9 protein-coding genes are annotated in these 11664 nt (G+C 71.4%); 5 read left to right on the forward strand and 4 right to left on the reverse strand.

The genetic code is table 11. The features are described 5' to 3' along the window. Nucleotides 1–500: 500 nt before the first annotated feature. Nucleotides 501–893: a hypothetical protein gene (locus tag ACFC1F_RS40190; protein WP_376166340.1), complete on the forward strand. Its 393-nt coding sequence runs from the start codon at nt 501–503 to the stop codon at nt 891–893. A gap of 633 nt (nt 894–1526) precedes the next feature. On the opposite strand, the gene ACFC1F_RS40195 is transcribed toward ACFC1F_RS40190, so the two are convergent. Then, nucleotides 1527–2393 (reverse strand): Kelch repeat-containing protein, encoded by an 867-nt coding sequence (locus ACFC1F_RS40195; protein ID WP_376166342.1) that lies wholly within the window; start codon nt 2391–2393, stop codon nt 1527–1529. Between the two features lie 639 nt (nt 2394–3032). Here ACFC1F_RS40195 and ACFC1F_RS40200 point away from each other — a divergent pair. After that, the gene (locus ACFC1F_RS40200; protein WP_376166344.1) at nt 3033–4448 is read left to right on the forward strand and encodes a cutinase family protein; all 1416 of its coding nucleotides are present in this window, start codon (nt 3033–3035) and stop codon (nt 4446–4448) included. Between the two features lie 122 nt (nt 4449–4570). Continuing rightward, nucleotides 4571–4765: a hypothetical protein gene (locus ACFC1F_RS40205; RefSeq protein ID WP_376166346.1), complete on the forward strand. Its 195-nt coding sequence runs from the start codon at nt 4571–4573 to the stop codon at nt 4763–4765. 119 nt (nt 4766–4884) lie between these two features. Here the strand turns inward: ACFC1F_RS40205 and ACFC1F_RS40210 are convergent, their stop codons facing one another. Further along, complete coding sequence (locus ACFC1F_RS40210; protein WP_376166348.1) at nt 4885–6126, reverse strand: sugar MFS transporter; 1242 nt, start codon at nt 6124–6126, stop codon at nt 4885–4887. An 892-nt stretch (nt 6127–7018) separates the two neighbouring features. On the opposite strand from ACFC1F_RS40210, the gene ACFC1F_RS40215 reads away from it, so the two are divergent. Further along, nucleotides 7019–7831: a leucine-rich repeat domain-containing protein gene (locus ACFC1F_RS40215; RefSeq protein ID WP_376166350.1), complete on the forward strand. Its 813-nt coding sequence runs from the start codon at nt 7019–7021 to the stop codon at nt 7829–7831. 101 nt (nt 7832–7932) lie between these two features. Here the strand turns inward: ACFC1F_RS40215 and ACFC1F_RS40220 are convergent, their stop codons facing one another. After that, entirely contained in the window at nt 7933–9156 is a 1224-nt protein-coding gene (locus ACFC1F_RS40220) for a serine hydrolase domain-containing protein (protein WP_376166353.1), read from the reverse strand. Nucleotides 9157–9366: 210 nt separating this feature from the next. Further along, entirely contained in the window at nt 9367–10644 is a 1278-nt protein-coding gene (locus ACFC1F_RS40225) for a GNAT family N-acetyltransferase (protein WP_376166355.1), read from the reverse strand. Between the two features lie 719 nt (nt 10645–11363). On the opposite strand from ACFC1F_RS40225, the gene ACFC1F_RS40230 reads away from it, so the two are divergent. Continuing rightward, nucleotides 11364–11664 (forward strand): MFS transporter (locus tag ACFC1F_RS40230; RefSeq protein WP_376166357.1); only part of this gene is annotated, 301 nt, incomplete at its 3' end.

Below are 11664 nucleotides of genomic sequence, written 5' to 3' on the forward strand. Positions count from 1 at the left end.
GAAGTTACGGGGGTGGGTGCGGGGGTTTCAAGGATTCGCAGGTTTGGGCACGTCAGGGTGCTGTTACCGGGGGTATGGATCTAGGAAATGGGATGCTTTGAAGCCAAATGCCCCATTTTTCAAGATCGAATGCGGTCTGGAAGTGGTCCGGGCCACACCGGGAGGGCTGTGAGGCCGGGCACATGGTCGACGGTGGGTGACCGGTCCGGGGCGGCCCGTGCGGGAAGTCCTGCCGACCGGCCCGTCCCGGGGTGGCCCGCACCACAGCCCTCACCCGCCGTGTTCGCTTCCGCCGCTCTCCGTGACAACGGTGGCTCCTGAGCGGTCCCACGAGGGCAGTGCCGGTGGCCGTCGACGACTCCGTCGGCGAGGACGGTGATCCACGAGCGGACATACTGAGGCTTGAGAACCACCCGTGGGGGAGTGGCACTACCTGCTCGCCGCGCACCATGCGAAGAGCAGCGTCCGTGTCGTCCCGTGCCCACCAGAAGGAAGCCCCGTTGCAGGACGCAGTCTTCATCGCCGCCGCGCCCGGCACCGCTTGGCCGCTGTCGCGCGAGGAAGCCGACCGTCACCTCCGCGCCCGGTATCCCGACCTGCGGTCCTGGTACAAGCACGCGCCAGTCAGCGACACCGACCACCTCGACTTCGAGGTCGAACTCGACGGCCTGGCCCGCCACGGCAGCTACTTCGAGCGCAGCCACCTCATCCTGCGCGACGGCGAGCGGGCCTTCTGGGCCGACACCATCGCCTGGTTCCGCCAACTCCTGCCCGCCGGCACCCCCGTGGTGGTCATGGCCGAGTCCAACCCGGACATCGCCCTGCCCCTCCTCCCCGGCGCCAACCCCCGGGAAATCGGCGACCTGCTCCAGACCCTCCCCGGCATCGAGTAGCTCTCCCCTCCCCGGGCTGCGGGTGCCGCTGGGAGCACTGTGAGGGCGGTCGACTTCCGCGTGGCTGGTCGATGCCGGGAGTGCGTCCGCGGAGCCAGCTCCTCAACGCCTGGCCGTTCTGCGGCGTGAAGCGGTCCCCGAGTGTGGGGGGAAGGGCGTCTCGCAGGTGGCACGAGTGATCTGCAGGACCTGCGTGCTCGCGCCGGTGGCGGCCTGTTCCGACGTCAGTTCCTCATCTCCAGGACCACTCCCCAGATCGGCTTCCACTCTTGGGGTGTCGGGACGACGCCGGATCCAGCACACCATGCCCATGCGGCGGCTGACCCGGCGGTCGGGCGTTGCCAAGGTCAAGGCAGATCAGGCCTACCGCTTCAGTCGGACGTCACGGCACGGAGAGCGGCGTCGCGGAGGCCGGCGCCGTCCGACCGCCACCACGTGGCCCTGTGAACCGGCAGATCGACGAAGGCCTTCCCCGCCGAGCCGATTGGCCGTACGACCCGCGCGGCACCTCAGGGCGCGGTGGCCGTCGCCCGGCGGCCGCCGGGGATCCGGATGCCGCAGCCCGCTGCTCGACCCGCCCGTTGATCGACCCGCCCGCTGGGCGACCTGCCAGTGGGCGCCCGGCCGGCGGGCTCAGGGGGTGTAGACGTCGACGTCGGGCACCGTGCCGAGCGTGGACTCGGTGCTGCCCCTGCTGCCGCCGACGATGTAGACGGCGCCGTCCGGACCGATCGCGGCGCCCTCCCCGTCCCGGGGGCCGGGCATGTCCGTCACCGTCGTCCAGCTGTCGGTGGCGGGGTCGAAGGCGAAGGCTGCCGCGGTGGGCGTCGCACCGGCGTCCGGACGACCGCCGAAGACGAGGACACGACCGTCCAGCGATGCCACCCCCGCGGCCTCGGCGGCGGGCTGCGGCATCGGTGCCGCGCTGCTCCAGCTGTCCGAGTCCGGGGTGTAGGCCTCGACCGTGGCTGTCGGGCCGTCGCCCCACCCGCCGGCGACGTAGATCCGACCGTCCGATCCGACGGCGGCCACGGTTGTGGAGCGGGGTGTGGGCATGGGCCGACCGGTCCGCCAGGTCTGGGTGTTCGTGTCGTAGATCTCGGTGACGTGTTCACCGAAGACGTAGATCCTGCCCGCCGCGTCGGTCACCGCGGGTGCGTCCGCCAGGGGGATCGGCAGCGGGGCCGCGGTCTCCCAGGTGTCGGTGGCGGGGGTGTACACCTCGACCACGGAGGTGGTGTCGAACTGTTCGCCAATGCTGCCGCCGATGGCGTAGATCCGTCCGTCCGGCCCGGTGGCGGCCGCGAGGCCGGTGCGTGGGGTCGGCAGAGGAGCCAGATCGGTCCAGTTGTCGCCGATCGGGTCATAGGCCTCGACCGCGTCGGTGATGGCGACGTCCTCCGGTCCTGCGCCCTCCGTCGTGGCGGCGAGTCCGCCCAGCGCGTAGATGGTGCCGTCACATCCGGTGGCCGTGGCGAGGAAGTAGCGCTCGGTGAGCACGGGGGTTGCCGACGACCAGGTGTCATGGGCTTCCCCCGTGTTCGGGGTCGTGCGCAGGCAGGCCGGGGCAGGGATCCGCAGAAGTCCTGCGGTCCGGGCCGGCTCCGCGTTCGCATCGGTGCCCAGAACGCTCGCCAGGGAGATCGCGAACGCCACAAGGAGGAGGGCCCACCGGCGAGGGAGCCGCGGTCGGCTCCGGCCCGTGACCGCCCCGGTGGAGGTGGAGGGAACCTGTCCGATCTGCATTGTCCGCTCCTCACACACGGATGTGACGCGTCGCCAGCAGTGCGTGCCAGGTCTGTGGACGGGGGTGGCGCAAGAGATGGCGCCGCCGTGCCGCACGCCACTGTTCATCGCAGCACGGACGGGTGCGGTCGGCATCCCAGAGCCCCGATGGGCTGATTTGCGAGGGCCTGGTGACCGGAACATCATGAAATGGGCAGCGCCGCATGCTGACCACACACCGGGACGGCTGCGGGCGAAGGCCCCGAAGCGGCTGCCCCTGACCGAAGCGGCTGCCGCCCCGAATCGTCCGGCGGGCCGAGCCCGGCGAGCCCCGGTGAGCGACGGTGATCCGGCGGTGATCCGGCGGTGATCCGGTGTAGGCGTAGGTGATCCGGTGTGTGGGAGAGGTCGGCCATGCGCTTGCTCGACCGTACCGAAGGCGCCGGACGTTGCGGCCGGCGACGTGGCGGACTCCCGACGCTGAGGCGGTGGATCACGGTTCTGGGCGCACTCGGCGGTCTGTTCGCCACCGCTATCGTCAGCGCGCCGGGGGCCGTGGCGCAGCCGCAGAGCGACTGCCGGCCGTACGCGTTCGTCGGCGTCCGTGGTGTCCGTGGTCCGGCCGACGTGTCGCCGACGGTCGACTTCCTGGAGAAGCAGGTCGTCCCCGAGCTGCAGGCCGCGCTCGGCCCGGAGAGCCTCACGGTCCAGTGGGTGGACGAGACCGCAGCGGGCGGGGTGTACGACCCGCCGGACTTCACCAAGGTCTTCGGGTCGGACGTGACGAAGGATCAGGTCCGACGGAGCGAGTCGGGGCAGCCGGAGCCCCTGACCGGCGAATCCAGGCTGCCACCGGGTTTGCACTCCAACGAGCAGAACGGCGCCGCCGTCACCGCCGACCACATCCGGACGCAGGCCACGCTCTGCCCGGACCAGCACTTCGTCCTCGCGGGCTACTCCGAGGGCGCATGGGTGCTCGGTGACGCCCTGGCGGACCCCACGCTCGGGCCGCTCCACTCCAGGATCGACCAGGTCCTGCTGTTCGGTGACCCGATGTTCGACAGCCGCTCGCCCGCCGTCCGCACGCCGCCCGGTCACGAAGGCTCCCGCACCGCCCTCGGCGTCGCGGCGCGGGCGCTCGGTCCCCGCGCCCAGTACGTGCCGGCTGATCTGGTGGACCGCGCGCAGTCCTACTGCTGGAGCGGCCTCGGCGCCGTCGATCCGATCTGCGCCTCCTACTGGGAACCTGACGGCGGGGCGCAGGCACAGCCGAGTGGGGCCGTGGGCCGACAGGAGTGGGCCCATGCGATGCGGCTCTGCGGGGTGGGACTCGGTGGGACGATCGCCGCCTACGCCGGAGCCTGCGGGCACCTGAGGTACGCCGACCTGCTCGCCGGAAGCGACCGTCCGTGGAGCAGGAACGTCACCGTCAGCTCCACCACGGCCGGCTGGCGGGACACCGGGCTGCACGTCGGCGCGGGCCAGACCGTGACGGTCAGGCCGGTCGCCGGCTCCTGGACCGTCGACTACCGGATGTTCGCCCGAGTCGGCCCGGAGGGGTACGGCCCGGACACCGACCACACGGTCCTGCCGGGCTGCAAGATCGACGAGGACGAGCCGTACGGGGCGCTTCTGGCGGGCGTCGCCGTAGGCGGAGACCCGTCCCACGTCGGCGGTGTTTCCGGCCTCGGCCACGGCGAAGGGACCGACGGCAGCTACACGGCCCAGGCGGACGGCACGCTCCTCCTGCATGTCAACGACCAGGATCGCTGCCTGGGGGACAACGCCGGACTGCTCACGGTGACGGTGACCGAGGCACGGACGGGCTGAGGGCTTTTCCTGCGTGGCGAGTTGGAGGAGTGAGTGGAGCCGGATGAATGGGAGGAAGCCGGCCAGGACGCCTTCTGGAGCATCAGCATCATCGAGGGCCACGACGTCTGGTGTGCCGGAGCATGTCCGAGAACAGCCCGGCACCGCTGCTGACGGCCGTCGCCGACGCCCTGGTCGACCCCACCCCGATGGCCGCCTCGGACCCGGCCTCACCGATGAGCACCTCGTCCACCTCGACGTCCGCCCGCTTGAACCCGGGCCCCGACCCGGCCGACCGGCCGGCCCCGGACGACCCGACGCGGTCCGGTCCGCCGTGACCCGGTCCGGACTTCCGTGACCCGGCGCGGCCGGCGGGCCGCTGACCCCGGCACCCCGAGGGCGCCGGCCTGGAGCAGCGAGGTCAGCGGAAACCACATCCGGGCAACCCGTGCCCTCGTCAGTTGCGGGTCACGGCGGCAGACGTCACGTCCGGCGCCTCTCGGGTGGCCCGGGTGGCGTGTGCGAGCCAGCCGGTCGCCGCCAGACAGACCGTGGCCAGGACGAACAGCACGACGGGCACCATGCGCACCGAGGAGAGCTCGATGGCCTTGCCCAGCACGGGACCCGCTGCCACCCCGCCCACCATGGAAGCGGCGATCACCAGCGCGCCGGCCCGCTGCGCCGCGGGCACCGCGCGCTTGAGCCACGGCAGCCCGGTCGGGAAGATCGGCGCGATGAACAGTCCGACACCCGCGTAGGCGTACGGGGCAAGGCCGGGCAGCGCGGCGGCGATCAGGCACGCCCCCATGCCCGCGCAGCTGGCGGCGATGATGACCGGCTCCGGCCAGCGCAGGGTCAGCGGCGCCACCAGGAAGCGCCCCGTCGTCATCATCAACCAGTAGACGGACGTTGCCGAGGCGGCGAGAGTCGTGCTGTACCCGACGGCCTCCAGGTGGGTCGGCTCCCAGCCGCCGACGCCGGCCTCCACTGCCACGTGCAGCACGTAGAGCACCACGAACGCCGTGAGCAGCTGGGCAGTCCGGCGCGTGGTTCCGGCCGGCCGAACGGCGGGGTCGGAGCCGTCCGGGCACTCGTCGGTGGCGGTGAGCGTCCGATCGCGTACGCCCCCGAGCGGGATCAGCAACAGGGCGGCAAGTACGGCGAAGGCGGTGAAGAGCGAGGGGTAGCTGTCGGCGCCGAACAGGCCGATCAGGGCGGGGCCGGCGATCGCGCCGATGCCGAAGTGCGCGTTGAGGATGTTGAGCATGGCGGGGCTGCGCCGTCCGAAGCCGGTGGCGAACAGCTGGTTCAGGCCGTAGTCGATGCCGCCGAAGCCGAAGCCGGTGACCAAGGCTCCCAACAGGGCGAGAGGCCAGTTCGGTGAGAGGGCGAATGCGACGCTTCCGAGGGCCATCAGGGCGTAGGAGGCGCCGAGCAGGGCACGGTTGCCGATCCGCCCGAAGGTCCGGTCGAAGGCGAGCACGCCGGTGACGCCACCGACGAAGTGGGCGCTCAGGGCAAGGCCCGCGCCGGACGGGGAGAGCCCGAAGTCCTGCCGCAGGGCGGGCAGGGCCGGCCCGTACAGCGACTGCAGGGCTCCGATGAGGACGAAACCGACGCAGGCGGCGACGACCGCCGGGGCACTGAACGACCGGTCGGGCCGAACGGCTGCTCCCGGCCGGACGGTGAGGGTGCGCACGAGGTTCCTCCGATAGAGGGGGCGGGTGGAGACAGGAGAGCCGTCGGCGAGGTTCTCAGCCCAACGGCCAGCAGAAACCGTTCGGTGTCGGGGAAGGCGGCACGCAGTGCGCGGTGATCCTCGGCGGTCATGGCATCTCAGGGAAACGCCGCCGATCGGAGCGGAGTTGATCTGCCCTCGCCTCCCAGGGGGATCTGGGCGCTGCAGTCGGCAGCGGCGTCGATCTGGCCGAGGATGCGTTCGTCCGGCGGGGGCGGCGCCCGGTGAGGGCCGGCGCGACATCCCGGTCGGCGGTGGACGAGGCTGATGTCGCCGGCGGCGGAGGGGCCGCAACGGTCCGGGACTGAGGGGCGGAGGTCGACGGCCTGGCCGATACGCACGATGAATATTGTGGACATCTGGGCGATCGTATGTTGGATATTGGTGAGTTCCAAGGGTTTGGACGAAGCGCGCCACCAACCGCTGACAGCACAAGCGGCGGGAGCCTGATCGGTACCCGCTTCCGAACTCTGATGCGGTCACACCCCGGGATGTGCAGGCTCTGAACTCGGACTTCGGCTGCCGTAGTCGTAGTCCTCCGTAGTCCTCACCGGCCCCGTCTCGCCGCGCAGGACAGGCCGAGCTCCCGCAGCGATGTGGCATCGCGGACCTTGGCATGGGGAAGACCTGTAGGCCGTGCCCTCGAAGGTGAAAGTCCTTGAGCTCGCGACGGGTCCTGATGTGCCGGGTCGCTCGGTGCGACGGTCGGCCGGTACTCCGTCCTGAACCAGTCGGCGAGGTCGTCGTCGCGGGTGCTGGTGGCCGGTGCCGGTCCCGTTGCCCGGGGTTCCGAAGCAGGCGCCCAGCCCGACCGGCCACCACCTGCCGGCCGGCGAGATCTATCGTGTAGGCCATGGCGAACGAAGCAGAGTCGAGGTCGGACGCGAGCCGGTCGGCCGAAGCGTCGGGCCCGGTCCCGGACGGCGGGGCGGCCTACCGCGGCACCTGTGCGTGCTTCGACCAGTCCCGGGTCACCAACCGGCGTCGGGTGCGCTTCCACAACGATCGTCAGGACACGTCGTCGTCGGGTTGGCAGCACCTCCTGGCGCTGATCGACGAGGCGGCCGCCGACGGGCGCGAGGTGTTCCGGCCGCTGGTGGACCTGAGCCCGCAGGAGCGGCGGCAGATCGTCACCCTGCCGCCCTTGATCGCGAAACTCACCGCGGTCAAGCAGTTCGTCCTCTACGGCAGCAACCTGGTTCGGATTCCCCCGGAGATCGGGGCGATGACCAGCCTGCAGGAGTTCACCCCGTACACGTCGTACCGGCTGCACTGGTTCCCGTACGAGCTGACGAGGTGTCCGGACCTCGGGCGGAGCACCGTGAGCACGCGGGCCCTGTACGGGAACGAGAAGCTCCGCCCGCCGTTCCCCCCGCTGCGGTCCGGCCGCGTGGTCACGGGCGTCCCCGACCTCGGCGGTGTCGAGCCGGGGGAGTGGGGTGTCGCCTCGGTCCGCACGTGCAGCGTGTGCGACCGGTCGTTGGCCGGCGTCGGGATCCACCAGGTGTGGATCTCTCTGCGGGTTGCCACCGACGTACTTCCGCTCCTGGTCAACGCCTGTTCCGAAGCCTGTGTGCAGGCGCTACCCACGCCTCCGGACGGCTACGTCCGAACTCCACACGCGGGCGGTCCCGGGATTGCGCAGCCCGTGGCCGACTACGCCTGACTCATCCCCGTGTGCCCGTGTGCCCGTGTGCCCGTGCGCCCGCCGGTCTGCCGTCGGCCGGTCCGGCGTCCGGCAGACCGGCCGACCGGCGGGCGTGCGGCTCAGCCGAAGTCGGGGATGGGGTGGTCCGGGGCGAGGGCGGCGGCGATGCGCTGGGTGATCGTCTGGGCGGTGTGGCCGTCAGGGGTGTTGCGGCCCTTGGTGGTTGAGACGGCGATGGCCAGGTGCTCGCACGGGAGATAGGCCTGGGAGGCGGTGTAGCCGAAGAAGAGCGGGTGCTGGGAGACCCAGTCGTTCAGGACGAGCAGGCCCATGCCGTAGTGAGTGGCCTCGGTGTTCGCGATGCAGACCTTCTCCGGGCACTTGTCGGTCGGGTGTCCCAGGCCGACCGTCCCGGGGTTCAGCAGTTCCTGGTAGGCGGACGGGGAAAGCAGCTCACCCGAGCCGATGCCGGCGGCCGAGGCGGCGAGGTCGCAGATGTCGGTGGTCTGCACCGCACCGGGGGCGGTGGTCCAGGAGGGGTTCCAGAAGCTGGACTCCTCGTAGGTGCCCCGCTCGGCGGTGAAGGCGTGGAGGACGGGTGACGGGATGTCGGGGGTGAAGCTGTTGCGCGTCTCGCGGAGTCCGAGCGGGCCCAGGACCTTCTGCTGGAGCAGGACGTCCAGCCGGGTTCCGGTGATCTTCTCCAGGGCCGCGCCGAGGAGGACGAAGTTGGCGTGCGAGTAGCTCCAGTTGGTCCCCGGCTCGTACCACGGATCCTGACCGGTCGAGATGGCCACCAGCTCCTCGGGCGTCCAGTGGCGGAACGGGTCCGCGTAGACGGCCTCGCCGAAACCGGGGGAGGTGACGTAGTCGACGAGACCGGTGGTGGAGGCGCCGAGCATCCGCAAGGTGATCCGCTCACCGTCCCGGAGGCCGGGAAGCCAGCGCGCGACGGGGTCGTCGAGACCGACCACGCCCTCGTCGACCAGCCGCAGCAGAGCCGTCCCCAGGTAGCTGATCGCGACATTGCCGTTCCGGAAGTGCATGGCGGGCTCGGCGGGGACCCCCGTCATCGATTCGCCGAGCGCGGTTGTGACGACCTCGCGACCGTCGACGGTGACCCGCAGGATGACGGACTTGAGGTCCATCTCGGCCTTGGCCTGCTCGGCGATCCGCAGGGTGTCGAGCGCCGGACCGTCGTGGGGCAGCGGAGAACTGACGCAGGGCCGGTGGCGGCCGTCGTTCCCCGCGGCAGCGCCGGCCGTCGTGACCGGGGCGCTGACGGCGACGAGCGCGGTGACCGCGGCGAGGCACAGCAGTGAAGTCGGGCGTGTGGGTCTCATGCCCGCAGTATCGGCAGCCCCCACCCGGACGCCGGGCCGGCGGCCAACCGACCTGCACGAACATCACCCATCAGGCCCGCGCACGACGGCGACGTCGCGGGCACCGGTCGCGCCGAACACACCGAACACGCAGGGCGGCCGGCGGTGGCGGCGTGCTCACGGCCGCCCCGCGCAGGGCCAGAACCTGTGCGGGGCGGGCACGCGTGCGGGTCAGAACCAGTGGAGGCAGTGCGGGGGGCGTTCGGCGCGGAAGAGAGCGTCGGCGAGGGCGGCTGCGCCGGGGTGGTGGGCGCGGATGTGTCCGGCGCGTACGAGCGTGCTCGGGGTGGTGCCGCCGAGGTAGACCGAGCCGAGGTCGCTGATGTCCAGGGAGAGGTCGGGCTCCCGGTCCGTCGGGGTGCATTCGCCCTTGCCGTCCCGGACGGTGAGGAGGTAGCGGCCGTGTTCGCCGAGGAACGGGTCGTCGACGTCGAGGACGAGCTCGCCGTCCGTGGACCAGCCGCGCGCGGCGAGCGCGCGCGGGACGTCCAGCAGCCGTACCCAGAGCCAGTCGGTGTCGCCGGTCACCTCGCCGGCGCGGAAGTCCTCGAACTGCCAGCGCAGCGGGTGCCCGGTCGGGGCGTGCTTGAACACGACCTGGGTGACCAGGTCGTGTTCGAGCAGGAAGCGGGCCAGGGCGGTGTGGACCGCGTCGTCGACCGCGATGGTCTCGTCGACGGTCAAGATCCCGGCCCCGGCCTCGCCGAGCGTGTAGCTGGCGTATCCGTCCGGGACACCGTCGGCGTCCCGGTGGACGGCGATGTAGCGCGGCGCCGGGGACACCGGGGGCTGTCCAGCGCCCAGCGCCCACCAGCGGTGCGGCCGGGACAGCGCGCCGGGCTGGGTGCGGCGGTAGCGGTCGTAGACCTCTTCCAGGATCCCGCCGCACTTGGCACGGCGCAGCACCTCGATCGAGCCGGTGTCCGACGTGGTGTCGGGCGCGGTGTCGGGCGCGGTGTCCGGGCCGGCCGCCGGGGCGCCGGTCGCTGCGCGTGCCCGGGGAAGGGCGGCTGCCGCCCGGTGGCGTGGCACGGTCAGCCGCGCCGTGTAGGTCGCCGGTCCGTAGCCGAACCTGCGGTAGATCAGGGCCTCGGAGGCCAGAAGCACGGAGAGGCACTCCCCGCGGGCCCGCAGCGCGGTGAGCTGGTGCCGCATCATCGCGGTGAGCACGCCCTGGCGCCGGTGGGAGGGCAGGACGCCGACGGCGGTGACCCCGGAGACCGGGACGAGGACCTCACCGGGCAGGGTGAGCTCGAAGGAGTACGCACCGGTGGTGCCGACGGGGCGACCGTCCCCCGAAACGGCCAGCAGGCTGTGGTCCATCTCGTACGCCGACCAGAAGACCCCGCCGCCGTCCTCGTTCGGGGTCGCCGGGAAGAGCCCGAACGCGGCATGGACTGTGTCGACGAAGACCTCGAGGTCCTGGTCGGTCGTAGGACGGATGTGCATCGCTGCTGGTGCCTCCCCTGGATGACCGGCACCACGGCTGGTGGTGTCCCGCCACAGTGCAGCGTCAGCGCGTCGCCAGGTCAAGCGGATTACGTGTGTGGGAGGGGGACGCAGGTGTGACAGGCCTGCGCTTGCGGGATTTCGGGGGCGGGTCCGTCGGTCGTGGTGGGTAGGCGGATGGGGCGGGTGGGGCAGGTGGTTGGGGCGCGGTCGGTCCGGTGCTTGGGGTGCCCCTGGGGTTGCTGTTGCGGTGTCGTGGGCGGCACGGAATTGGTCAACTTCGTTGGGCGGGTGGGGTTGTGTGCTCGACAGGGGGTGGGGCCGGTGCTAGTTTCAGAACCTGTTCGGAAATTCTACTGGCACGCGAGGATCGCAGGGGCTGGGTTGCAGTGACGGACACGGGATCGTCTAACACGAAGTCAGGGTCCATGGGCGGGACGGGTTTTGGCTCGTCCGGCTCAGGACGGTCGGATGCGGGACCGGCCGGGCGGGGTCCGGTGGGCGCCGGCTCGCCGGTTACGAGGTCATCTGACGGTGCATCAGTGAGGCGCCTGGGGAAGGCGGGTGGCGCTTCCACTGCTTCCGCCGGGCCTGCGGAGCCTTCCAGCTCTGCGGCTGCCTCGTCGGGTTCGGGTTCGGGTTCGGGTGATGGCTCGGGTTCGGGTGGGGTTTCGGTGGGTGCAGGGGTGACGTTGGCTGCGGTGGCGGTGGTGCAGTTGATGGTGTCGTTGGATCTTTCGGTGGTGAATGTGGCGTTGCCGGAGATCGGTTCGGGGTTGGGGTTCAGTCAGGTGGGGTTGACGTGGGTGATCAACGCGTATGCGTTGTCGTTCGGGGGGTTGTTGCTGTTGGGGGGGAAGGTGGCGGACCGGTTGGGGTATCGGCGGGTGTTGATGGTGGGGTTGGTGGTGTTCGGGTTGGCGTCGGTGGCGGGTGGTCTGGCGCGGGGTCCGGGGTGGCTGGTGGGGGCGCGGGCGGTGCAGGGGGTGGGGGCGGCGTTGTTGGCGCCGGCGGCGTTGG

The organism is Kitasatospora sp. NPDC056181 (genome assembly GCF_042266225.1).
In the GTDB taxonomy this organism is placed as follows: Bacteria; Actinomycetota; Actinomycetes; order Streptomycetales; family Streptomycetaceae; genus Kitasatospora.

What these genes read in the sequence shown, in the direction of transcription:
- ACFC1F_RS40205 (WP_376166346.1), top strand. Translation starts at nt 4,571, where the DNA reads ATGTCCGAGAACAGCCCGGCACCGCTGCTGACGGCCGTCGCCGACGCC.
- ACFC1F_RS40225 (WP_376166355.1), bottom strand. Translation starts at nt 10,644, where the DNA reads ATGCACATCCGTCCTACGACCGACCAGGACCTCGAGGTCTTCGTCGAC.
- ACFC1F_RS40200 (WP_376166344.1), top strand. Translation starts at nt 3,033, where the DNA reads ATGCGCTTGCTCGACCGTACCGAAGGCGCCGGACGTTGCGGCCGGCGA.
- ACFC1F_RS40220 (WP_376166353.1), bottom strand. Translation starts at nt 9,156, where the DNA reads ATGAGACCCACACGCCCGACTTCACTGCTGTGCCTCGCCGCGGTCACC.
- ACFC1F_RS40215 (WP_376166350.1), top strand. Translation starts at nt 7,019, where the DNA reads ATGGCGAACGAAGCAGAGTCGAGGTCGGACGCGAGCCGGTCGGCCGAA.